The organism is Christiangramia sp. LLG6405-1 (genome assembly GCF_045055805.1).
GTDB lineage: Bacteria > Bacteroidota > Bacteroidia > Flavobacteriales > Flavobacteriaceae > Christiangramia.
Genome location: NZ_CP159330.1, coordinates 1,545,260 through 1,566,813 on the forward strand (window position 1 = coordinate 1,545,260; position 21,554 = coordinate 1,566,813).

Genomic DNA, 21,554 nt, shown 5'->3' on the forward strand with positions numbered 1-21,554 from the left:
ATTATGGTTTCCAGTTTGCCGGATCTTTTCTCCAAGTTCTAAGTATCCCGGCTTCTTCAGTGTTTATATAATTGGTGTTATGAGCAGTATCTATCAAATGATCGTAATCGCTCAAGGTGTGTAGTTCTATTTCTGCTGCTTTGAAATTTTCTTCTGAAGCATCAAAACCATAGGTGAAAATAGCGAACATCCCCTTGACATTGGCACCAGCTTCTTTTAGTGCGTTCACCGCATTCAGACTGCTTTTACCGGTACTTATAAGGTCTTCAATAACGACAACGCTTTGTCCCTGATCCAGGTTTCCCTCGATCTGGTTTTTTCTACCATGGCTTTTTGGTTCAGGCCGCACATAGACAAATGGAAGACTTAGATATTCTGCTACCAGCATTCCAATCCCTATTGCACCAGTCGCAACTCCAGCAATAACATCTGCTTTGCCGTATTTCAATTCAATTTGCTTGGCGAAATGCTCTCTAACATAGTTTCTAATGCTAGGATAGGAAAGAATAATTCTGTTATCGCAGTAGATTGGCGACTTCCAGCCGCTAGCCCATGTAAAAGGCTCTTGCGGTTCTAATTTTATTGCTTTAATTTGCATTAAAAGCTCAGCGGTCTTTTTTGCTGTTTCCTTATTCAAAATCATAGATACAAATGTATAAAGTTTTTGTGAATGATATCCCCATAATAATTTCTACGAGAAAGGATTTTGGAGGAAACTATAAGAACTATCGATTAAAAACAGTTCGTCTCAAAAAGATAGTCCGGAAGATCCTGGATGGCAGACTCACCCACGTAAATCTTTACAATAAGGATGAAACCAAATTGCTGGATCTTCTTCTGAAGAAAATGAAGGTAGTAACTGCTGCTGGCGGAATGGTGATCAATTCAAAGGAAGAAATTCTATTTATCTATCGCAATCACCGTTGGGACCTTCCGAAGGGGAAAACAGAAAAGGATGAAAGTATTGAGGACTCCGCGATTCGTGAGGTAGAAGAGGAGACCGGTGTTCAGGGACTCGAGATCAAACGTTTCATCACCAGGACCTTTCATATTTTCAAAAGGAATGGCAAACTTCGCTTAAAGGAAACTTACTGGTACGAAATGTATACCGAATTTGATGGTGACCTGGTGCCGGAAGCTAAAGAAGGGATCAAAAAAGCAAAATGGAAGAATTATGAGAAAACCCAGAAGGCACTCACAAAATCCTATGCGAATATTTTAATGCTTTTTCCTGAACGTTATTTAGCGGGGCAATCTAAAGATAGGATAGCGTAAATGTGCTTCTTCATAATTTGAAGATTGCTTATGCAGCCAATCCAGTTGCGCATACCAGTTATTTCTGAAATCTGCATCCTCCCTTTTCTTTTGATCGAATTTCTTCTGACGTTCAGCATCGCTGTCAAGCAATTCTTTCGCTTTATCTTCGAAAACATAAGGAGAAAAGCCTTCTTTCTGCTGAAGAACGGTATCAAAGAAATTCCAGTTGAAGAAGGAATCTGTCGCAGTTGGTTCCAGAGTTTCCAGAAGATATCGCGCTCCATCCTGAAATGTAGTCACCAGGAAGTCACCTTTTCTAAAACGAACTTCCTCCGTTGTCTTACTCACTTTCGTATTTTGATGTGGGTAGTGACCTTCATATGGGTTTTTTGAAGTATCGTAATCTTCGATCTTATAAACTTCAACCTGGATCAGTGTATCACGATCCAGCGGATCCATCTTAATATTATTCATTTTCAGTCGGTCCACAACCTGCCACCAACCTTGGGGAATTACGTAAGCTCGTGGTATCTCTATTTCTTCAGTAGCCTTGAAATTATCGTAGTAGGCTATTTCTTTAGTAAATTCTTTACTGTCATCATACTTCAGACGTTCACCACCTGTGACTTCGCTGGCAATATTTTCAGCTTCATAACCTTTAAAATCTCTTTTGCTCGGGTTTTCCTCGTCAACTTCAAATTTCAGGTTATAATGCCTGTCTGTTAAATACTTTCTTTTTGCCTGGTTGCGTAAATCCTTAATCCTTGATGATTCCTTGTCTGTGATCCTGATCATAGATTGCATCAACTCGTAGGTCCCATACACCCGCTTGTCATATCTTTTAAGCATATGTGTTTCTACCATCATTCCCAGGGTATTCCATAAAGTGGTGTAACCTGTGCTGTACCTTGGAGAATCCATAAATTGGGAAAAACCTGCTTCTGGAACATCATTGAAAACATTTACATAAGGCGTGATATCCCAATTCTTATTCTTTAAGGAATCTTCCAGAGCGGGCATCATGGTTTCATTTAAATATTTACCAAGATTCCCTCCAAGTTTGTCATGCTGAGTAAAAAGGTGGGTAAGAGTATACTGGTAATCTGCACCATTACTTACGTGATTATCGATAAATACTTCCGGGTCTACATAATGGAAAATCTCGTAGAAGGTTTGAGCATTTTTAGTGTCGGCTTTTATAAAATCCCGGTTTAGATCATAGTTACGGGCATTTCCGCGGAAACCGTATTCTTTTGGGCCATTCTGATTGGTTCTTGTGCCTGAGTTACGATTTAGTGCTCCGCCAACATTGTAAATAGGAATGGTGGCAACGATCGTATTCTTTGGTGAGTTTATGGAATCTCCAGCCATATCTCTAAAGAGCATCATGGTTGCGTCGATACCATCACTTTCCCCAGGGTGAATTCCGTTATTGATAAGAATAAAACTATGCGACTTGCGTATCTTATTCAGGTCAAATTCTCCATCCGCATTGTAAATGGCCAGGTGCAAAGGATAGCCGCTATCTGTGCTTCCAAATTCAATAAGGTCTACGGAAGGATATGCTTCAGCAAGTTTTTCGTAATAGCTAATAACTTCCTCGTAGGTGCCAGTTTCCTTACCACCAGATTTTTCGAAACGCGTTTCGAAATCGTAATCCTTAACCAGTTTGTATTTCGAAAAGTCGCAAGAACTAAAGCTGATTGCCAGCCCCAATATCAACCACAATTTTTTCATAAATATTTCTAAAAATGGAAGCGTAAACTTACTCAAAAACTGACACTCTTGCTAAAAATGAGTGCATTTCTAGAAGCATGCCAGTCGATGTTAAATTAAAACTAATCCCTTCTCCAGTTTATTGCAGCCATTTAAAACAGGTTATTTTTGTTGAAAACTGAAAGATGAGAAAGAATATAAGAAATCTGTGTTTAGCTGGAACCGTCCTGTTTTCGGTAAATATGACCGGTCAGGCTATTGAGAATCTAAGTGAGGAGAAAAAGAATGAATTGGCTCAATCTGAACCAGATATCGTTAAAACGACCGTTGGGGAACTAAAACTTCCAGCGCCGTTTTCAACTGAGTCTGTAAGCAAGGAAAGCAAGTTAGTTGAATGGCCAGTAGGAGAGATGCCAAAGGCACCAGCTGGGTTTAAGGTGACAAAATTCGCAGAAGGTCTGGAACATCCAAGACGTACATATGTCGCTCCAAACCATGATATTTTCGTAGTAGAGTCTGATGACGCCAAGAAAAGTGCGAATAAGATTACGATGTTTCGTGATAAGGACCAGGATGGAGTACCTGATGAAAAATACAGTTTTCTTAAAAACCTGAATCAGCCATACGGAATGTTAGTGATGGGAAACTGGTTTTACGTAGCCAATGTAGATGGCGTAGTTCGTTTTCCATATAAGGAAGGACAGAATGCTATTGATCAAAAAGGGGAAGATGTTTACGCGCTTCCTGCAGGAGGTTATAATCACCACTGGACTAGAAATATGATCGCCGGTCCTGATAACAAGAAAATATACATCACTGTAGGTAGTTCCAGTAATGTTGGTGAACACGGGATGGAGAAAGAAGAACGCAGAGCCAATATAATCGAGATCAATCCTGATGGTAGTGGCGAAAGAATTTATGCCTCTGGTTTGAGAAATCCAGTAGGTGTGGACTGGAATCCAATTACCGGTGAACTTTGGGCAGCCGTAAATGAAAGAGATAAGATTGGTGATAATTTGGTGCCAGATTATGTAACCAGTGTGAAAGATGGTGGTTGGTACGGTTGGCCATATTCTTATTATGGTGATATCAAAGATCCAAGATGGGCCAATGATCCACATAATGAGCTGGTAGAAAAGGCTATTATTCCAGATGTGCCAGTGGGTGCTCATACTGCATCACTTGGATTGACTTTTTATACTCAGGAAGCATTCCCGGAGAAGTATCATAATGGAGCATTTGTAGGTCAGCATGGATCATGGAACAGGTCGAATTTTGCTGGATATAAAGTGGTATTCATTCCTTTCGATGAGAACGGAATTCCGCAGGAACCGGAGGATTTCCTTACTGGTTTTATTGCCAGCGACGATTCAAGCCAGGTTTATGGTAGGCCAGTTGGTGTAACAACGCTTCCTGATGGATCTCTACTTGTTAATGATGACGACGGAAACACAATTTGGAGAGTCTCCGCAGAATAATTAGAAAATTTGAAGAAACTACATTTAGTCCTTGCTTTCTTGCTATTCACTTCTGCTATAGTAAATTCACAGAATTTTAGCGCGAAAGTAAAGGACTCCGAATCTGGAGAATTCCTGAATGATGTTACGGTGACTGCCGTGAGATCAGGAAAAATTCAGGTAACAGATACTAATGGATATTTCAGTTTTGACGGAATCAGTTTTCCGTTGAAGCTGAAATTTTCATTTATAGGATATAAGACCACTACTGAAATTTTTAATGCTTCAGAAGAAGGAAACATTATTGAACTACAGCGAGATATTGATATTTTATCTGAAGTTGTTTTGCGTAGTTCCAATATTCCGCAGAAATTATTGAAGGAGTCAGCGGCGGTGAGTGTGCTTTCAGCAGAAGACCTTAAACGAGTGGATGATTTCAACCTGGTGCAAAATCTCAATTATGTGCCCGGTGTTTTTGTTAGCCAGGGCGCGCTGAATACCAACAAGATCGATATTAGAGGAATTGGTGCTCGTGCTCAATACAGTACGAACCGTATCAAAGCTTATATCAATGGAATTCCTCTCACTACTGCGGAAGGTGAACTAACGCTGGACGATTTTGACAATTCATACCTTGACCGGATTGAGATCTATAAAGGTCCGGTTTCTTCCATATTTGGAGCAGGGTTAGGAGGTGCCATCAATCTTTATACTCAGCGAAACAGGCAGGACCAACGCTCTGTAGAGACGGGTTTTAGCTACGGAAGTTTTAATACCATGAAAACGGGTGTAAATGTAAACTATGTAGAAGATAGTCTTGACATTGCGATCAATTATAATAAACTGGATAGCGATGGGTATCGTGATAACGGCGCTTATGATCGAAATTCATTAGTGGTGACAGCTGGTTTGCTAAATAAAAAAGGAAACCGCTGGGGTCTTTTCTACAACTATACCAATCTAAAAGCCTTTATTCCAAGTTCTTTGAATCAGGATAATTTTCTAAACTCCCCCACAAAAGCTGCCTTTACTTGGGGAAGTGCTGAAGGTTATGAATCTTATGATAAGAATATTCTTGGTTTAGCATATACTCATAACTTTTCTGAAAACTGGAAAAATCAAACCACCGTTTTTCTGAATTCTCGTGATGGATACGAACCACGACCATTTGATATTCTTGATGAAGACAGGAATTCTATAGGTCTGCGAACCAATTTTAATCACGAAACTGCAATCGCCAGTATGCCTGCGAAAGTCAGTTTTGGAGCGGAAGGGATGCTGGAGTTCTACGAAGTTCAAACCTACCAGAACCTATATCAGGATTTTGAGAATCAAGGCAGTGTTCAGGGAAACAGTCTAAGCAATAATGAGCAGGATCGAAATTATATCAATTTCTTTGGACAGGTTCAGCTGGAGTTAACCTCGAAACTGACTGCTGATCTTGGAATGAATTTTAATACTACTTCCTACGATTTAGAGGATAATTTTAATCAAGATTCAGAAGATCAGTCTGGGGATTATAGTTTTGATGCAGTACTTTCTCCGAGACTGGGGTTAAGCTATGAAGCCTTTGCTGGAAAGCACTTTTATGCGTCAGCGAGTCATGGGTTTTCTACTCCTACGGTAGCGCAAACCTTAACTCCGGAAGGAAATATCAACACAGATCTTCAAACAGAAACTGGCTGGAACTACGAAATAGGCTTTAAAGGTAACTGGCTTGAAAACAGGTTATATACTGAAGTGAACGCTTATTCTATACAGATTCGGGATCTTCTGGTAGCCAGAAGAATTGACCAGGATCGCTATGTAGGAGTCAATGCAGGAAAGTCTGATCACTATGGGCTGGAATTTACTTCAGTTTACCAGCAACCAATTTCGAATGATCTCTCGTTGAACTTTATGCTGAATGCGAATCTTACCGATTATACGTTTGATAAATTCGTAGATCTGGGCGAAAATTATTCTGGAAACGAATTACCAGGTGTTCCGGAATATATGGTGACACCAACTATTGGATTCGATTATAAGGACTTTTCGGCAAATATAAATTACCAGATGTTTGGAGAAATGGCTTTGGATGATTCCAATTCTGGTTATACTGAAGCTTACGAATTGCTGAATTTCAGAATGAATTACAATACAAAATTAACCAGTTATTTGCAGGCAGGTGCGAGCTTTGGTATCAATAATATCACAGATGAGCTTTATGCTTCAAGTATCGTTACCAACGCGGTAGGTTTTGGAGGTTCTGCACCACGTTATTATTACCCGGGAATGCCAAGAAATTATTACGCGGGTCTAAATTTGAAATTAAGCCTTTAAGAAGACTGGGTTTTTACAACTTCAGGAACCATAAATTCATAACTTCCACCGTGACGCATCACATCTCTTACCACGGTGGAAGAAATATGAGCGAGGCCAGAACTGGAGATTAAAAATATAGTTTCAATACCGGCCATTTTGTAATTAGTTTGTCCAATAGCCTTCTCAAATTCAAGATCCTGGCCATTGCGCAAACCTCTTAAAATGAATTCTGAGTTTTTGGATTTGCAATAGTCTACGGTAAGTCCGCTATAAGTTTCTACCAGAATTTTTGCTTCATCTTTATATGTTTCTTTTAGAAAATGCAATCTTTCTTCCAGGCTGAACATATACTTTTTACTGGAATTAGTTCCTATAGCCAGAATGATCTTGTCAAAAAGTGGCAAAGCTCTATCGATAATATCTGTGTGACCTAAGGTTAGCGGGTCAAAACTACCTGGGAAAACTGCTATTTTCATAATACGCGATTTAGTTCCTATTGATTCAATGCTGCTTCCACGGCACTACCAAATAGATCTTTTAATGTGATTCCTGCTTTTTCGGCTTGTTGAGGTAAAATACTTGCCTGACTAATTCCCGGGTTGGTGTTCATTTCTATAAAATGTGGTTCACCCTCATGAAAGATAAATTCTGATCTTGAAAAACCTTTCATCTTCAGTTTACGGTAGATCATTTTGGCAATCTCCTGTACTTTCAAAGTATCTTCTTCAGAAATTCTGGCTGGTGTGATTTCCTGGGATTTTCCGAGGTATTTAGCTTCATAATCGAAAAACTCCCCATCAGGAACAATTTCAGTAACCGGCAAAGCGACAATTTCGCCTTTGTACATGATCACCCCAACAGAGACTTCAGTTCCATCCAGAAATGATTCAATGATCGCTTCATCATCTTCAGTAAAAGCAGTCTTAGCCGCAGAAACTATTTCTTCTTCGGTTTTAACTTTAGTTACCCCAAAACTACTTCCCGCACGATTTGCCTTCACAAAACATGGAAGACCAACGCGATCTACGATAGCTTTTGTATCGATATCCTCGCCTTTATTCAGGAAATAGTTTGTGGCAGTTTTGACTCCGTAAGGTCTTAAAACCGAAATAAGATCCCGTTTGTTGAAGGTCAATGCCGACTGGTAGTAGTCACAACTGGTTTGCGGTACTCCAATAAGCTCTAAATATGCCTGAAGTAGTCCGTTTTCTCCCGGTGTACCATGAATCGTATTAAAAACGCAATCAAAGCTAATAACCTTGTCATCGATGGTAACCGTAAAGTTGCTTTTATTGATAGGATAAGGGGTGTCATCTTCCGTTACTACAAACCATTCGCTTTGCAGGATATGAACACGGTATGGCTCGTAAAGGTCACGATCAAGATGTTTATAAACGATATTACCACTGTTTATCGAAATGCGGTATTCACTGGAATAACCGCCCATAGCGATGGCGATATTTTTCTTCATATTCAATATTTCCGGTTTGAAGTCGTTAAACAAAAATATCACTTAATAGGGCAGTCACCAAAACCAAAGGGTTTTATATCTTTGTCCATTATCATGAAACTATGGGATTTTTTCGATTTATTTTCAGCAAGACCTTTTTAATTCAATTGGTGCTTGCCGGTATTGTATTGGTTGTACTTGCTTTTCTGGCTATGCAATGGCTGGATTACTCCACTAATCAGGATCAGCGAATCGAAGTTCCCGACCTCGCCAAGATGAATCTGGATATAGTAGAGGATCGCCTGGATGAACTCAATCTTGATTTCGAAATCCTCGATTCTGCAAATTTCAATCCGGATTTCCCGAGATATTCAGTAATAGAACAGGCACCAGCACCAGGTAAATTTGTAAAGGAAGACCGTAAGATCTACTTAACCCTGAATCCTTCCGGATATCGTAAAGTTGAAATTCCGGAGAATTTGATTAGAAAAACCCGCAGACAGGTAGAACCAACCTTGAGATCTTTAGGTTTTGAGATTGGCGATGTTAGCTACAAGCCAGACATTGCTGAAGATGCTGTGCTGGAAATTAGACATAAAGGTAAGCTGGTGGAAGCTGGTGAGAAATTAATGAAAACTTCTGTATTAGACCTCGTGTTGGGCGATGGTAGTGGAAGATATAGAGAACTTGAAGACGATAGTCTGGATGTTCAACAGGAAACTGAAAGCGAAGTAGATGAATTCTAATATAGACCAGAACGACGAAATTGAAGATAATGACCAGAATGAAAGTCTTTATGAACATCATAAGTTCGTAGCAGATTCCGGTCAAAAACCACTAAGAGTGGATAAATTCCTGATGAATTTCATCGAGAATGCTACCCGTAATAAAATTCAGAAGTCGGCTAAGAGCGGAAACATCTATGTAAATGGTGAAACTGTAAAGCAAAATTTTAAGGTGAAGGCTGGAGACACCGTTCAAGTGATGTTCGAGCATCCTCCTTACGAATTCTTACTAGTGCCTGAAGATATTCCGCTTGATATTGAATATGAAGATGATACGCTGCTGGTAGTTAATAAGCCTCCTGGAATGGTAGTACATCCCGGTCATGGAAACTATAGTGGGACACTTATCAACGCACTTGTACATCACTTTGATAATCTACCGAATAATAGTAGTGATCGACCAGGATTGGTTCACAGGATCGATAAGGACACGAGCGGCCTACTGGTGATTGCGAAGACCGAAGAAGCGATGGCGCATCTATCAAAGCAATTCTTTGATAAAACCAGCGAAAGAGAATATGTAGCGATCGTCTGGGGGAATGTAGAAGAAGACGAAGGAACTATAGAAGGAAATATTGGTAGAAACCCAAAGAATAGATTACAGAACTTGGTTTACGAGGGAGACCTTGCAGAAGAAGGAAAACCAGCGGTGACGCATTTTAAAGTGATTGAAAGACTTGGGTATGTAACCCTGGTTTCATGTAAACTGGAAACTGGTAGAACACACCAGATACGAGTTCATATGAAATATATTGGACATACACTTTTTAATGATGAGCGCTATGGAGGAGACAGGATTCTTAAGGGCACCACATTTACCAAGTACAAACAATTTGTAGATAATTGCTTCAAAATACTTCCAAGGCAGGCCTTGCATGCAAAAACTTTAGGTTTCACACATCCAAAAACTGGAAAATGGATGAGCTTTAATACTGAAATACCTGAGGATATTCAAAATTGCGTGGATAAATGGAGATCTTATGCAAAAAGTCAGCTTGAGAATCTTTAGGATAAAAGCTGTCTATTGATCTATCGATAACTAATTTTATTAGCCTTCAGAAATTCTAGTGATTCGGCTTATATTTGGGAAAAACAGGAAGATGAAAATTGTTGTTTCCCCAGCTAAAAGTCTGGATTACGATTCAAAACTACCCAGCAATCGAGGTACACAGCCACAATTTCTGGAAACTACCGCTAAACTCAATAGAAAGTTGTCTCGCCAGACCAAGTCAGATCTTTCAGAATTGATGAGTATCAGTGATAAACTGGCTGACCTGAATTATACGAGGTACCAGGAATTCGAAGAAAATCATACCAAGAAGAATTCAAGACCGGCGATGTATGCGTTCGATGGGGATGTATATACAGGTTTGGATGCTTATACAATTCCTACAGATAAACTTGATAAACTTCAGGATATCTTGAGAATACTTTCCGGGATGTATGGGATCTTAAGACCATTGGATTTGATGCAGCCGTACAGGCTGGAAATGGGTACTTCCATTGGGATCGAAAGAAAGGATAATCTTTATGAAGTCTGGAAAGAAAAGATCACGCAATCGCTGAATGATGAGTTGAAAGAAGATGAGTTGTTTCTGAATCTTGCCAGTAATGAATATTTCAAGGCAGTAGATACGAAACAATTGAAAGTTCCGGTTATTGCGCCAGTTTTCAAGGATTACAAGAACGGGAAGCTGAAGATTATCAGTTTTTATGCGAAGAAAGCCCGTGGTTCGATGGTAAGATATATTATCGATAAAGATTGTGAAACTCTGGAAGATATTCAAGGGTTCGATTACGATGATTATCGATTTAGCGAAGAGCATACGGAGAAAGAAGATCAGCCAACCTTTATAAGATAATTTTCTGGAGCTTTTTCACCATACACATCCATTTCCGCCATTCATTCCTGAAAGCGCCACAAAACTCATCGTTGGTACGCTGCCTCCTCCACGTTTTACACGTAGAGAATTGAAGCCAGATGATGTCAATTTTTGCTACGGAAGCAGGGATGGTTTGTTGTGGCCAGTGCTGGATCGTATATTCCAGCTAGATCTGAAGTATGAGAACACTTCAGAAGCGATACAGCAACGACAGGATTTTTTGAAAAGTAGAAACATTGGTATTTGCGATATAGTGGAAAGTAGCCGGCGGGAAAAGATCGATGCAAGTGATCTGGGAATGCAAAAAGTGGAACTCCGCGATATGCTTGAAATTCTTCGGAAGTATCCAAAAATTGATACGCTTCTTTTCACCGGTGGTAATTCTAAAAACGGACCGGAATATTTCTTCAGAAAATATCTCAAAGAACAGTCGGCAGAGATTAAGCTAAAGATCGTGTCAAATAAATCACCCAGAGTTCATCAGTTTATTCTAGATGGACGATCAATCAAGACTGTTTCGCTTATAGCACCGTCTGGCGCTGCGAATATTTCAATTGGTAGTTCTGAATTATATAAAGCAATGAAAAAGAAAAACCCTGAATTCAATACTCTTGATTTCAGGGTTCTTCAGTATATAGAATTTTTCTAGATCACTGCAATTCTTTTTTATCCTGGTTAGCCAGTGTAGTAGGTTTGATCTTAAATTTGCGACGCTTTGGTCTTAGCTTCCCGCTGGTTCCAATCGCGATCTTACCTCTTTTAGTTTTCTTATCACCTCTACCCATTTATTTTTTGTTTTGCTGATCTTTAATGGTCTTTTCATCTATATCCACCTTATTCGTTTCTTCGTTGCGATTTCCGGTTGGATTCGTTGGATTTTTCTGCTCTTTCGTTCTTTCTCTCTTATTATCTTCAATTGGTCCTCCCATAATTAATAATTTTTTTATTTACTCTAAGATAAGAACCTGAAGTCTAATAAGCTGCCAAGAAGCTGTTACAATTAGGTTAAAGCTTGATAGGTTGGATAAAGTTTGAAATTTTTGAGGTTCCCTCGCTATCAAGATGTTTTATAAAAGCACTACCAATAATCGCACCTTTGGCAAATTGAGTTGCTGCTTTAAAAGTCTCCTGATCCTTAATTCCGAAACCTACAATTTGAGGATTTTTTAAATCCATTTCGTGAATTCTGCGGAAGTAATCAGTAGTTTCATTTCCGAAACCTGAAGTAGATCCAGTCACACTGGCACTACTCACCATATAAATAAATCCATTGGAAATAGAATCAATAAACCTGATTCTATCTTCTGAAGTTTGAGGAGTGATAAGAAAAATATTGATCAATCCATATTTTTCGAAAAGCTCCTGATATTCTTCGTGGTAAACATCTACTGGAAGGTCTGGGATAATAAGTCCGTCGATACCAGTTTCAGCACATTTTTTACAGAATTCCTCTACGCCATATTGAAGCATAGGATTAAAATAACCCATCATGATCAGCGGAATCTCAACTTTGGGCCTGATATGTTTGAGTTGATCAAAAAGCTTTTGAGTGGTCATGCCATTTCGAAGGGCTTTGGTAGAACTTTCCTGGATGGTAGGTCCATCTGCTAGTGGATCACTAAAAGGGAGTCCAATCTCGATAAAGTCAACACCGCTTTTTTCAAGATCAAAAATGATCTGTTCAGTGTCATCAATATTTGGAAAGCCTGCACTAAAATATATGGAAAGAAGTTTTTTGTCTTCTTTTAATTTCTCCTGAATTCTATTCATTTTCTATAAATTGAAATATTCAATATATGTGTTCAAATCCTTGTCGCCTCTTCCTGATAGGTTGACTACAACGATATCATCTTTCTTAAATTTTCGGTTTTCAAAAACTGCCAGGGCATGGGAGGTTTCTATTGCGGGAATAATCCCTTCCAGTTTAGCAAGTTCTAATCCAGCTTTCATAGCTGCTTCGTCTGTAATGCTAATAAATTCTCCTCGTTTACTAGTAAAAAGGTTGGCATGCATTGGTCCAACTCCCGGGTAATCCAGGCCAGCTGAAATACTATATGGTTCAGTGATCTGTCCGTCGCCGGTTTGCATTAGAAGCGTTTTACTACCATGGATAATTCCGGGTTTTCCCAATGCGGAGGTTGCGGCACTTTCACCGGTATCAATACCTTTTCCAGCTGCTTCCACCGCGATGATCCCAACTTTTGGATTGTCGAGATAATGGTAATAGGCTCCTGCAGCGTTACTACCACCACCAACACAAGCGATCACATAGTCAGGATCTTCTGTATTTTCCTTTTCCATTAATTGATACTTGATCTCTTCAGAAATAACACTTTGAAACCTCGCCACCATGTCTGGATAGGGGTGTGGTCCAACTACAGAACCAATGATGTAATGCGTATCTACAGGGTTATTGATCCAGTCACGAATTGCTTCGTTAGTAGCATCCTTCAAGGTGCGGCTTCCGGATTTTGCAGGAATTACTTTGGCTCCCAGCATTTTCATTCTGGCAACGTTTGGTGATTGTCTTTCAATATCCACCTCGCCCATATAAACAATGCATTCCATTCCCATCAAGGCGCAAACTGTTGCCGTTGCGACACCATGTTGTCCTGCGCCGGTTTCAGCAATGATCCTCTTTTTTCCAAGTCTTTGCGCCATCAAAATCTGCCCTACTGTGTTGTTGACCTTATGCGCACCAGTATGGCAAAGGTCCTCACGTTTTAAATAAACCTTGGTTCCATAATGCTCGCTAAAGCGTTTTGCATAATATAAAGGGGTAGGTCTTCCTACATATTCTCTCAATAGATCATGGAACTCTTCCTGGAATGAATCTTCCTGCATGATCTCGATATACCTTGAACGCAGTTCCTCTACGTTAGGATACAACATTTCAGGAATATAAGCTCCCCCAAAATCCCCGTAATATCCTTTTTCATCTACCTGATAGCTCATCTTATGAATTTATCTTTTGTTTGAACTCTTTTAATTCTTTCAATTTTTTTAATCCGGGTTTCAATTCGAATTTACTATTTACATCTACAGCATAAAGAAGATCTGGTTTGCCTGCTCTATAGAAATGATTTTTCAACTCGGCGATGGCTTCCCCATGTTCGGGCCCAATGCCACCACTAAGGAAAAATGGTGTATTAGAAGGATATTCTTTTAAAATCTGCCAGTCGAATTCCTTTCCATTGCCTCCTCGTAAAACTCCTTTAGTATCAAATAAGAAATAGTCTGCAATACCCTCGAATGCCTGTATCTTCTGAAAATCAAAATGGTCACCAACACTAAAAACCTTAATCAACTCCGGAGTGCTTCCATGTTGCTGGAAATTATTCTTCAGCTTTTGACAGAATTCTGCCGACTCCTCCCCATGCAGCTGAATTGCATCAAGCTTATGCTGCTTTGCAATCTCCAGAATCCTTGAAATTTCTTCGTTAACGAAAACTCCTGTTTTTTTGATATTAGTAGGGAGTTCAGGAAGTTTTCCTTCAAAATAGCGGGGAGATTTTTCGTAAAATATAAAACCCATGTAAGTAGGTTTAAGATCGGCTACCTGCAACATGTTTCCGGGTTGCTGCATCCCGCAAACTTTAAGACTCAATCCAGAACTTTGTCCTGAGGCCGGGGTTGTTAAGTTTTGTTCCTGCATAATGTGACTTATGACTTCTTATTAATTTCGTTTATAAAATCTTTCGCTGCCTTCCCGGGATCTTCTGTTCTCATAAAATTTTCTCCAACAAGAAAACCCTGATATCCATAATCTTTAAGTTCTGCGATTACTTTTGGGTCGCTAATTCCACTTTCTGATACTTTCACGAATTCGTCTGGTATATGCCTGGATAGATCCTTGGAGTTCTGGATGCTAACTTCAAATGTTTTGAGATTCCTGTTATTCACCCCAATCATGTCCACATTTGCTTCAATTGAATTCTCAAGTTCCTCAATATCGTGTATTTCCAGTAAAACATCCATCCCAAGATTTCTCGCAAAAGTCGCCAGACGCTTCAATTCTTCAGTCGGTAATACCGCCGCAATAAGCAAAACTACATCCGCTCCAAAAGCTTTAGCCTCAAGAATCTGGTAGTCATCAATCATAAAATCTTTACGCAAAACCGGCATTTCTACTACAGCCCTGGCGTATAATAGATCTTCCAGGGAACCTCCAAAATATTTACCATCGGTAAGGACAGACATACCACAGACCCCGGCATCCTGATAACCACTCGCCACATCCTGTACGTTGAGATCGTGGTTAATAACCTGCTTAGACGGTGATCTTCTTTTGTGTTCCGCGATGATACCGCTGCTTGAATTTCTTAGTTTGTCTGCCAGTGAAACCGGATTTCTTTGAAATAAGATCGAATTTTCGAGCTGTTCTACCGGGAAAATAGATTTTTTCAGGCTTACTTCCCGACGTTTATCAGCAACAATTTTATCTAGAATATTCATAATCTCAGCTTATTATTTACTTAGGTCCTGTAATTTCTTGAAACATTTAAATGCATTGCCAGATGCGATAGATTCCTTAGCGCGGGCGAAACCATCCTGGGCACTTAGATTTTCAACAGTTGCGATGGCCATACCTGCATTTGCACATACGACATTCTCCTGCGCCTGTGTTCCATTACCTTTCAGAATTCCGGTTAAGATTTCTGCGGAAGATTCAATCGAACCACCTCCGGCAATTTGTGATTGTTGCAATTCTGAAACTCCAAAATCCTCTGGTTTCAACATACTTTCAGAATCGTTCCGAATGCTTTTGGTCTCACAGGTTAACGAAATTTCATCGTAACCATCGAGAGCATGGAGTATTGTGTAATTCTTATCGGTATTTTGATAAAGATACGCATACATTCGAGCCAGCTCCAAACTGAAAACACCTACCAGTTGATTCTTGGGAAACGCGGGATTTACCATAGGACCAAGCATATTAAAGAATGTTTTTACAGCCAGACTTTTTCTTACCGGTGCAACGTTTTTCATCGCGGGGTGAAAAAGTGGAGCGTGCAAGATGCAGATATTGGCTTCTTCCAGAGTTTTCTGAAGAAATCCCTGGTCACTGCTAAACTTGATACCAAGATATTCCATGACATTGGAGCTTCCACTTACTGAAGATACACCGTAATTACCATGCTTGGACACCTTAATTCCGGCGCCTGCTGTTACAAAGGAGGCAGTTGTCGAAATATTGAAAGTATCTTTGCCATCACCGCCGGTCCCACAAAGATCCACGGTGTTGTAATCCTTGAGATCTACCTTTACACATAGTTCAAGCAATGCATCTCTAAAACCCTCCAGTTCCTGGATGGTAATACTTCTCATCATGTAAACCGTAAGGAATGCTGCGATCTGTGTTTCTGAATATCTCCCTTCAGAAATATTGAAAATGGCCTGTTTTGCCTCGCTGGTCGTAATAGTTTCGTGACTAATCAGTCTGTTTAAAAGATCTTTCATGAGGTTGTTTGCTCGTTTTCCTTATTCTGAATTGATTCTGTTGAAGATTCATGTTCAACCCAGTTTTTTATCATCTTTTTACCATCTGGTGTCAATACAGATTCCGGGTGAAACTGAACTCCCCGAACATCATATTCTTTATGTCTCAAAGACATGACCTCACCTTTTATATCATAACTGGTAGCCTGTAGCTGTGGAGGAAGTTCTTTGGCAACTACCCAACTGTGGTATCGTCCAACTTCCAGTTCTTTTTCCAGTCCTGAGTATAAATATTCATCTTCGACGAAAACCTCAATACTGGTAGCGACGCCATGATAAACCTCTTTAAGGTTCAATAGTGTGCCTCCATAAACTTCGCCTATTGCCTGCATACCGAGACAAACCCCCAGAATACTTTTAGTAGCACCATATTTTATAATAATTTGCTTTAAAAGCCCTGCCTCATCTGGAATACCCGGACCCGGGGAAAGCAATATTTTATCATAATCAGCCACATCCTCCAGGTCAAGCTGGTCATTTCTCTTTACGGTCACCTTACAATCCAGTTCTTCAAGATAATGAACAAGATTATATACGAAAGAATCGTAATTGTCTATAACAAGGATCTTTTTCATCTTTTCCATTCTAAATTTCTTCAGCTATTTCCAGAGCTTTGGTAAGTGCTCCCAGTTTATTATATACTTCCTGTAATTCATTCTCAGGTTTTGATTCGGAAACGACTCCAGCACCTGCCTGGTAATGCAATTCGTGATTTTTACTTACAAAAGATCTAATGATGATCGCATGATTGAAATTGCCTTCAAAATCCATAAAACCAATCGCGCCTCCATAAGCTGAACGATTCACATTCTCGAATTTTTCAATGAGTCGTAATGCCATAGGTTTTGGAGCACCGCTTAAAGTTCCGGCAGGAAAAGTGTCTGCAACGATTTGTGGTGTTGGCACATTGGCGGCGATCTTTCCGGTGACTTTGCTAACTAAGTGAATAACATGAGAAAAGAATTGAATTTCGCGATAATTCTCAACGACTACATCACTTCCATTTCGGCTTAGATCATTACGTGCCAGATCAACAAGCATCACATGTTCCGAATTTTCCTTGCGATCTGCGGCAAGTTCCTTGGCGAGCTCTGCATCTTTTTCGTCATTCCCGGTACGTTTAAAAGTTCCGGCAATTGGATGAATTTCAGCTCGACCCTCATTTACTATTAACTGGGCTTCAGGTGAACTTCCGAAGATTTTAAAATTTCCATAGTCAAAATAGAAGAGATAGGGGGAAGGGTTTACATTCCTAAGCGCCCGGTAAACATTAAATTCATCTCCCTTAAATTTCTGAGAGAAACGTCTCGAAAGTACCAGCTGGAATACATCACCACGCTGGCAGTGTTCCTTAGCAGCTTCTACAACATCACGATATTGATCATCATTCAGATTAGAGTATGGCTGCTGGGTTCTGGAAAAATTATAGGAAGCGAAATTCTTAACCTTCAGTAGTTGTTCGATCTCCGCCAGTTTGGATTCAGATTCATAACTATGGTCAAATATATAAGCTTCATTCTTGAAGTGGTTGATCGCGATAATGTTTTGATATACTGCATAGTAAACATCCGGAATTTGTAAATCCTTTTCTTTGCGGTTGATCTCAACGTTTTCGAAATACCGAACGGCATCATATCCTATATAACCAAATATGCCGTTATTGATAAACTTAAAATCTGAAGCATCAGCTTTAAAGCGCTTTGAGAACTTCTGTATCGCAGCAGGGACTGAAGCAGTTTTATCGATCTTAGTCGTTTGAACTGTACCGTCTGGCAGACTTTCAGTAATAATATCATTTTCCACCTTAAAGGAGGCTATAGGATTACAGCAGATATATGAAAAGCTATTATCACTTGCGTGATAATCACTACTTTCAAGTAAAAGACTGTTTGGATAACGGTCGCGAAGCTTCAAATAGATACTTACCGGAGTGATAGTATCTGCAAGGATCTTTTTTGAAGTTGTCTTTAATTCGAACATTGAATCTTAATTTTTTTGAATAAAAAAAAGGCTTGTCGTGAGACAAGCCTTATATATCTATATATGAAATGGCGTATCAGCTCACGATTTATTGCGTAAGTTGCTCCACCACCAGTTATGTGTATTCGTTATAAACATAGCTTCAAAGATAGAAATCAATTATTTCTTATCAAACTAAATTTTAAAAAGAATCCCAAAGAATTACTTTGAGACTCAATTTAGAATTTCAATTTGATGTCAAGGTCAAAATTGTCGTAGATCGTTTTGTCTCCAAGATTCTCAAAGAAACTACCTGACCCATAACGAACGTCATATTTGGTTCTATCAATAGTTACCTGTGTAGTAGCCGTGTCACCGTTCATGATAAGATCAAACGTTAATGGATGAGTTTGTTCCTTGATAGTAAGGTCTCCAACGATTCCGTATTTCCCATTACCTTTAGAAGCTGCACTGGTAATTACAAGCTTTGCTTTAGGGTGATCACTCGTTCCAAAGAAGTCATCAGACTTTAAATGACCTTCAAGTTTTTCTTTACTGTCACCAGAAAGGTCGGTCACTTTAATAGTACTCATATCCATTACAAACTCTCCGCCAGTGATCTTATCATCTTCCATCAATAGGTATCCGCTTTCCAGCTGGATAGTTCCTTCATGAGATCCGGTCACTTTTTCTCCGGTCCATTTAATAGTACTTTCAGAAGTATTTACTTCTTTTTTCGAATTGGTAAATGCTACGGTAGTCAAAACTACCAGCATAATTACTGCTGAATTAATTAATTTACTTTTCATGATGTGTGTTATTAAATTATATGAAATGAATTAGATCTGAAGTTGATTTTCTAACCTTTGCAAGGTGCTGATACTGATCTTCAGCGCTACGATATCCAATAGGAGCGATTACTGCGGTTGTTAGATCTTTATTTTCAAGCTGAAGAATTTCATCAAACTTGTCAGCGTTAAAACCTTCCATTGGACAGGCGTCTATCTTCATATGAGCAGCTGCGGCCAGTAAGTTACCTAAAGCTATGTAGGCTTGTTTCGCAGCCCATAAGTTCTGCTTTTCCTGAGGCAATTGTAGTGTTGTGTTCTTGATCATATCTTCCATTCCTTTCAGATCTTCCCGGGACATGTCGCGCGTTGCTGCAATATTATCTAAATAAGTGTCAACATACTTTTCAGTCACTTTAGTCAGATTTGCGAAAATTACGAGATGAGATGCTTCAGTGATCTGGGTTTGATTCCAGGCTTCAGCTTTAAGTTTTTCTCTCACCTCAGGATTTTCAACTACGATGATCTCATAAGGCTGTAAACCATAAGAGGAAGCGGTAAGCTGAACGCTTTCCAGTAATTGATCAAGGTCTTCGCGATTGATCTTTTTCTCGCTATCAAATTTCTTTGTAGCATATCTCCAGTTCAGGTCTTCGTTGAATCTAGTTTTAGTTTGTGTTTCTAAGCTCATTTAATTTGTTATTTAAATCTATTAATTCTTTTGTTGTCAATTTTTCTGAAAATCTATTCTCCATTGTTTCTACCAATGGATCAATCTCTTTTAGAAGTTCCTGTCCAGCTTTGGTAATAGTAATCTCAACTTTCCTTCTATTAGACGGACAGGTGATTCTCTGGCACAATTCTTTTTCGATCAGTTTGTCAACCAGTCTTGTCGTGTTGCTCATCTTGCTCACCATTCTTTCCTGAATTGTTCCTAAGTTGGCAGGCTTGCCTTTTTGACCTCTCAATATCCTTAGCACGTTGAATTGCTGGGAACTGATGCCGTATGGTTTTAAAACTTCCTGCATTTCTTCGCTTAAAAAGTTAGCAGTTACAATAAGATTAAGAACCAATTTCTTGGTTTCTGAAATTTGACCGGAAGTTTTTAAAAGATCTTCAATTTTCATTTGTTACTACAACATTTGTATGTACAAATATAAATAGTTTAGTTGTACTGGATAATAAAAAATTGTTAAAAGTAGAATTGAAGACTTTACGGTTTTTAAGCAATCCTATCTTTACAGTAACCAAAAACTTGAGTAGTATGAAAGAATTATCACAGGATGAGTGGCAAAAGAAGGCCAAAAACGACGATAAGGCAGTTCTCCTGGATGTGAGAACAGAGGAAGAAGTTGATGAGGGATTTATTCCAAATTCTAAGAATATAGATATATATAAAGGTCAGGAATTTGTTGATGAAGTGGATAAACTTGATCGTGACAAACATTACTATATATATTGTCGTTCCGGAAAAAGAAGTTCCCAGGCCTGTACCTTACTAGATCAAATGGGCTTTGCAGAGACTTATAATCTTGCTGGCGGTTTCTCTGAATGGGAAGGCGAGAAGGAGACAAATTAACATATTTAATACCAGATTAAAAGCACCACTTGTTGGTGCTTTTTAATTTTCAGTAATACTGAAACACCTGTTTATGCGTTAAAAACTTAAAGCGGATTATTTGATTAGTCTATTTAATTGATATATTTAACCCCGATTGACCTCGAATTAAAGCATCATGAATAAATCTTTATCTTTTTTAATTACAGCGCTATTGTTCGCTACGAGTCTAACTGCCCAGGATTTTAGCTTCGGAATAAAGGGAGGACCTAGTTACTCCTCAGGTGGTACTATTACCGGTATAAGTTCGAATGGATTATATTTTGATGGTGTAGTTGAAGCTGAATCTGAGATAACTTTTCACGCCGGAGCCTTTTTCGAAGTAAGATTCGGAAAATTCCTACTTAGACCAGAATTTATTTACAGCACTATGGAAACGGAATTTCCTTTTCCAACAGCACCTTCAATTTATGCAGTTGACAAAGTCAGTGTACCTTTACTGGTTGGTTATAACGTTTGGGGGCCAATTGATATATACGCTGGACCAGCTTATCAGAACATTTTAGACTCATCTTTAGAAGGGACTGAACCACCAGATCAGGAAATAGTAGCCCAGAACTCTCCTCTAAGTGGACAGGTAGGAATCAAGGCCTCGTTCGGAAGATTTGAACTGGATCTACGCTACGATCGTTCTTTATCTTCAGAAGAAAACCAGGGAATTGATATAGTAAATGCTGACTACGGAATTAATCTTGCAACATTCAATGATACGAGGTTGAACCAGATCATGTTGAGTATAGGCTTTAAGATCTTCGATAGCTCTGCGAATCCTGGAAGAAGAAAAGGCGGATGCTATTTCTAATTCGGAAAAACATAACACTAAAATGAAAGGCTCCAA

At 39.2% G+C, this 21,554-nt stretch carries 25 protein-coding genes; 9 read left to right on the forward strand and 16 right to left on the reverse strand.

Features of this window, described 5'->3' with window-relative positions; translation table 11 throughout:
- Position 1: 1 nt before the first annotated feature.
- Positions 2-643, reverse strand: coding sequence for an orotate phosphoribosyltransferase (gene pyrE / locus ABVM50_RS07175; RefSeq protein ID WP_405200563.1), 642 nt, complete (start codon positions 641-643; stop codon positions 2-4).
- An 8-nt stretch (positions 644-651) separates the two neighbouring features.
- On the opposite strand from pyrE, the gene ABVM50_RS07180 reads away from it, so the two are divergent.
- Entirely contained in the window at positions 652-1,275 is a 624-nt protein-coding gene (locus ABVM50_RS07180) for an NUDIX hydrolase (RefSeq protein ID WP_405200564.1), read from the forward strand.
- On the opposite strand, the gene ABVM50_RS07185 is transcribed toward ABVM50_RS07180, so the two are convergent.
- Positions 1,243-2,994 (reverse strand): M14 family metallopeptidase, encoded by a 1,752-nt coding sequence (locus ABVM50_RS07185; RefSeq protein WP_405200565.1) that lies wholly within the window; start codon positions 2,992-2,994, stop codon positions 1,243-1,245. The two genes, ABVM50_RS07180 and ABVM50_RS07185, sit on opposite strands and share 33 nt — an antisense overlap.
- Positions 2,995-3,158: 164 nt before the next feature.
- Between ABVM50_RS07185 and ABVM50_RS07190 the strand changes: the two genes are divergently transcribed.
- A complete protein-coding gene (locus ABVM50_RS07190; protein WP_405200566.1) occupies positions 3,159-4,451 on the forward strand; it encodes a PQQ-dependent sugar dehydrogenase in 1,293 nt (430 codons plus the stop codon).
- A gap of 9 nt (positions 4,452-4,460) precedes the next feature.
- Complete coding sequence (locus tag ABVM50_RS07195) at positions 4,461-6,752, forward strand: TonB-dependent receptor domain-containing protein (RefSeq protein WP_405200567.1); 2,292 nt, start codon at positions 4,461-4,463, stop codon at positions 6,750-6,752.
- Here the strand turns inward: ABVM50_RS07195 and coaD are convergent.
- The gene (gene coaD / locus ABVM50_RS07200) at positions 6,749-7,210 is read right to left on the reverse strand and encodes a pantetheine-phosphate adenylyltransferase (RefSeq protein WP_405200568.1); all 462 of its coding nucleotides are present in this window, start codon (positions 7,208-7,210) and stop codon (positions 6,749-6,751) included. The genes ABVM50_RS07195 and coaD overlap by 4 nt on opposite strands.
- Positions 7,211-7,227: 17 nt before the next feature.
- Positions 7,228-8,205 (reverse strand): D-alanine--D-alanine ligase, encoded by a 978-nt coding sequence (locus ABVM50_RS07205; protein ID WP_405200569.1) that lies wholly within the window; start codon positions 8,203-8,205, stop codon positions 7,228-7,230.
- A 101-nt stretch (positions 8,206-8,306) separates the two neighbouring features.
- Between ABVM50_RS07205 and ABVM50_RS07210 the strand changes: the two genes are divergently transcribed.
- The 4 genes from ABVM50_RS07210 to ABVM50_RS07225 all read left to right on the forward strand — a co-directional run bounded on the left by ABVM50_RS07210 (position 8,307) and on the right by ABVM50_RS07225 (position 11,501).
- Entirely contained in the window at positions 8,307-8,930 is a 624-nt protein-coding gene (locus ABVM50_RS07210; protein ID WP_295178882.1) for a PASTA domain-containing protein, read from the forward strand.
- Entirely contained in the window at positions 8,920-9,978 is a 1,059-nt protein-coding gene (locus tag ABVM50_RS07215) for an RluA family pseudouridine synthase (protein WP_405200570.1), read from the forward strand. The genes ABVM50_RS07210 and ABVM50_RS07215 overlap by 11 nt, the downstream gene beginning before the upstream one ends.
- A 91-nt stretch (positions 9,979-10,069) precedes the next feature.
- Complete coding sequence (gene yaaA, locus ABVM50_RS07220) at positions 10,070-10,831, forward strand: peroxide stress protein YaaA (protein ID WP_405200571.1); 762 nt, start codon at positions 10,070-10,072, stop codon at positions 10,829-10,831.
- Positions 10,832-10,835: 4 nt separating this feature from the next.
- Complete coding sequence (locus ABVM50_RS07225) at positions 10,836-11,501, forward strand: uracil-DNA glycosylase family protein (protein ID WP_405200692.1); 666 nt, start codon at positions 10,836-10,838, stop codon at positions 11,499-11,501.
- A 1-nt stretch (position 11,502) separates the two neighbouring features.
- On the opposite strand, the gene ABVM50_RS07230 is transcribed toward ABVM50_RS07225, so the two are convergent.
- The 12 genes from ABVM50_RS07230 to ABVM50_RS07285 form a co-directional block, all read right to left on the reverse strand.
- Positions 11,503-11,637: a 30S ribosomal protein THX gene (locus ABVM50_RS07230; RefSeq protein ID WP_141876970.1), complete on the reverse strand. Its 135-nt coding sequence runs from the start codon at positions 11,635-11,637 to the stop codon at positions 11,503-11,505.
- Positions 11,638-11,781 (reverse strand): hypothetical protein, encoded by a 144-nt coding sequence (locus ABVM50_RS07235; RefSeq protein WP_185739462.1) that lies wholly within the window; start codon positions 11,779-11,781, stop codon positions 11,638-11,640.
- A gap of 76 nt (positions 11,782-11,857) precedes the next feature.
- A complete protein-coding gene (gene trpA, locus ABVM50_RS07240; protein ID WP_405200572.1) occupies positions 11,858-12,622 on the reverse strand; it encodes a tryptophan synthase subunit alpha in 765 nt (254 codons plus the stop codon).
- Between the two features lie 3 nt (positions 12,623-12,625).
- Positions 12,626-13,807, reverse strand: a complete 1,182-nt coding sequence (gene trpB / locus ABVM50_RS07245; protein ID WP_405200573.1) for a tryptophan synthase subunit beta — start codon at positions 13,805-13,807, stop codon at positions 12,626-12,628.
- A 1-nt stretch (position 13,808) separates the two neighbouring features.
- Entirely contained in the window at positions 13,809-14,507 is a 699-nt protein-coding gene (locus ABVM50_RS07250; RefSeq protein ID WP_260443371.1) for a phosphoribosylanthranilate isomerase, read from the reverse strand.
- Between the two features lie 8 nt (positions 14,508-14,515).
- The gene (trpC, locus tag ABVM50_RS07255; protein WP_405200574.1) at positions 14,516-15,307 is read right to left on the reverse strand and encodes an indole-3-glycerol phosphate synthase TrpC; all 792 of its coding nucleotides are present in this window, start codon (positions 15,305-15,307) and stop codon (positions 14,516-14,518) included.
- Positions 15,308-15,319: 12 nt separating this feature from the next.
- Positions 15,320-16,312 (reverse strand): anthranilate phosphoribosyltransferase, encoded by a 993-nt coding sequence (gene trpD, locus ABVM50_RS07260; protein ID WP_405200575.1) that lies wholly within the window; start codon positions 16,310-16,312, stop codon positions 15,320-15,322.
- Positions 16,309-16,926, reverse strand: coding sequence for an anthranilate synthase component II (locus ABVM50_RS07265; protein WP_405200693.1), 618 nt, complete (start codon positions 16,924-16,926; stop codon positions 16,309-16,311). Before ABVM50_RS07265 ends, trpD begins: the two co-directional genes overlap by 4 nt.
- A gap of 10 nt (positions 16,927-16,936) precedes the next feature.
- The gene (locus ABVM50_RS07270; RefSeq protein ID WP_405200576.1) at positions 16,937-18,331 is read right to left on the reverse strand and encodes an anthranilate synthase component I family protein; all 1,395 of its coding nucleotides are present in this window, start codon (positions 18,329-18,331) and stop codon (positions 16,937-16,939) included.
- Between the two features lie 218 nt (positions 18,332-18,549).
- A complete protein-coding gene (locus ABVM50_RS07275) occupies positions 18,550-19,119 on the reverse strand; it encodes a YceI family protein (RefSeq protein ID WP_405200577.1) in 570 nt (189 codons plus the stop codon).
- Between the two features lie 16 nt (positions 19,120-19,135).
- Positions 19,136-19,789 carry an NAD(P)H-dependent oxidoreductase gene (locus ABVM50_RS07280; RefSeq protein ID WP_405200578.1) on the reverse strand — a complete coding sequence of 218 codons (654 nt, stop codon included), beginning with the start codon at positions 19,787-19,789 and terminating at the stop codon, positions 19,136-19,138.
- On the reverse strand, positions 19,767-20,225 hold the full coding sequence (locus tag ABVM50_RS07285) for a MarR family winged helix-turn-helix transcriptional regulator (RefSeq protein ID WP_405200579.1): 459 nt from the start codon (positions 20,223-20,225) through the stop codon (positions 19,767-19,769). The genes ABVM50_RS07280 and ABVM50_RS07285 overlap by 23 nt, the downstream gene beginning before the upstream one ends.
- A 137-nt stretch (positions 20,226-20,362) precedes the next feature.
- On the opposite strand from ABVM50_RS07285, the gene ABVM50_RS07290 reads away from it, so the two are divergent.
- Together ABVM50_RS07290 and ABVM50_RS07295 are read left to right on the forward strand one after the other, a co-directional pair.
- The gene (locus tag ABVM50_RS07290) at positions 20,363-20,677 is read left to right on the forward strand and encodes a rhodanese-like domain-containing protein (protein ID WP_405200580.1); all 315 of its coding nucleotides are present in this window, start codon (positions 20,363-20,365) and stop codon (positions 20,675-20,677) included.
- Between the two features lie 157 nt (positions 20,678-20,834).
- Positions 20,835-21,518, forward strand: a complete 684-nt coding sequence (locus ABVM50_RS07295; RefSeq protein ID WP_405200581.1) for a hypothetical protein — start codon at positions 20,835-20,837, stop codon at positions 21,516-21,518.
- The last annotated feature ends 36 nt before the right edge of the window (positions 21,519-21,554 follow it).

Excerpts from the sequence above, each read along its gene's own strand:
- ABVM50_RS07275 (WP_405200577.1), bottom strand. The coding sequence starts at position 19,119 with ATGAAAAGTAAATTAATTAATTCAGCAGTAATTATGCTGGTAGTTTTG.
- ABVM50_RS07250 (WP_260443371.1), bottom strand. The coding sequence starts at position 14,507 with ATGCAGGAACAAAACTTAACAACCCCGGCCTCAGGACAAAGTTCTGGA.
- ABVM50_RS07205 (WP_405200569.1), bottom strand. The coding sequence starts at position 8,205 with ATGAAGAAAAATATCGCCATCGCTATGGGCGGTTATTCCAGTGAATAC.
- ABVM50_RS07270 (WP_405200576.1), bottom strand. The coding sequence starts at position 18,331 with ATGTTCGAATTAAAGACAACTTCAAAAAAGATCCTTGCAGATACTATC.
- yaaA (WP_405200571.1), top strand. The coding sequence starts at position 10,070 with ATGAAAATTGTTGTTTCCCCAGCTAAAAGTCTGGATTACGATTCAAAA.
- ABVM50_RS07290 (WP_405200580.1), top strand. The coding sequence starts at position 20,363 with ATGAAAGAATTATCACAGGATGAGTGGCAAAAGAAGGCCAAAAACGAC.
- ABVM50_RS07295 (WP_405200581.1), top strand. The coding sequence starts at position 20,835 with ATGAATAAATCTTTATCTTTTTTAATTACAGCGCTATTGTTCGCTACG.
- ABVM50_RS07235 (WP_185739462.1), bottom strand. The coding sequence starts at position 11,781 with ATGGGAGGACCAATTGAAGATAATAAGAGAGAAAGAACGAAAGAGCAG.
- trpA (WP_405200572.1), bottom strand. The coding sequence starts at position 12,622 with ATGAATAGAATTCAGGAGAAATTAAAAGAAGACAAAAAACTTCTTTCC.
- ABVM50_RS07215 (WP_405200570.1), top strand. The coding sequence starts at position 8,920 with ATGAATTCTAATATAGACCAGAACGACGAAATTGAAGATAATGACCAG.
- ABVM50_RS07180 (WP_405200564.1), top strand. The coding sequence starts at position 652 with ATGTATAAAGTTTTTGTGAATGATATCCCCATAATAATTTCTACGAGA.
- coaD (WP_405200568.1), bottom strand. The coding sequence starts at position 7,210 with ATGAAAATAGCAGTTTTCCCAGGTAGTTTTGACCCGCTAACCTTAGGT.
- trpB (WP_405200573.1), bottom strand. The coding sequence starts at position 13,807 with ATGAGCTATCAGGTAGATGAAAAAGGATATTACGGGGATTTTGGGGGA.
- ABVM50_RS07210 (WP_295178882.1), top strand. The coding sequence starts at position 8,307 with ATGGGATTTTTTCGATTTATTTTCAGCAAGACCTTTTTAATTCAATTG.
- ABVM50_RS07190 (WP_405200566.1), top strand. The coding sequence starts at position 3,159 with ATGAGAAAGAATATAAGAAATCTGTGTTTAGCTGGAACCGTCCTGTTT.
- trpD (WP_405200575.1), bottom strand. The coding sequence starts at position 16,312 with ATGAAAGATCTTTTAAACAGACTGATTAGTCACGAAACTATTACGACC.
- pyrE (WP_405200563.1), bottom strand. The coding sequence starts at position 643 with ATGATTTTGAATAAGGAAACAGCAAAAAAGACCGCTGAGCTTTTAATG.
- ABVM50_RS07230 (WP_141876970.1), bottom strand. The coding sequence starts at position 11,637 with ATGGGTAGAGGTGATAAGAAAACTAAAAGAGGTAAGATCGCGATTGGA.
- ABVM50_RS07285 (WP_405200579.1), bottom strand. The coding sequence starts at position 20,225 with ATGAAAATTGAAGATCTTTTAAAAACTTCCGGTCAAATTTCAGAAACC.
- trpC (WP_405200574.1), bottom strand. The coding sequence starts at position 15,307 with ATGAATATTCTAGATAAAATTGTTGCTGATAAACGTCGGGAAGTAAGC.
- ABVM50_RS07265 (WP_405200693.1), bottom strand. The coding sequence starts at position 16,926 with ATGAAAAAGATCCTTGTTATAGACAATTACGATTCTTTCGTATATAAT.
- ABVM50_RS07280 (WP_405200578.1), bottom strand. The coding sequence starts at position 19,789 with ATGAGCTTAGAAACACAAACTAAAACTAGATTCAACGAAGACCTGAAC.
- ABVM50_RS07185 (WP_405200565.1), bottom strand. The coding sequence starts at position 2,994 with ATGAAAAAATTGTGGTTGATATTGGGGCTGGCAATCAGCTTTAGTTCT.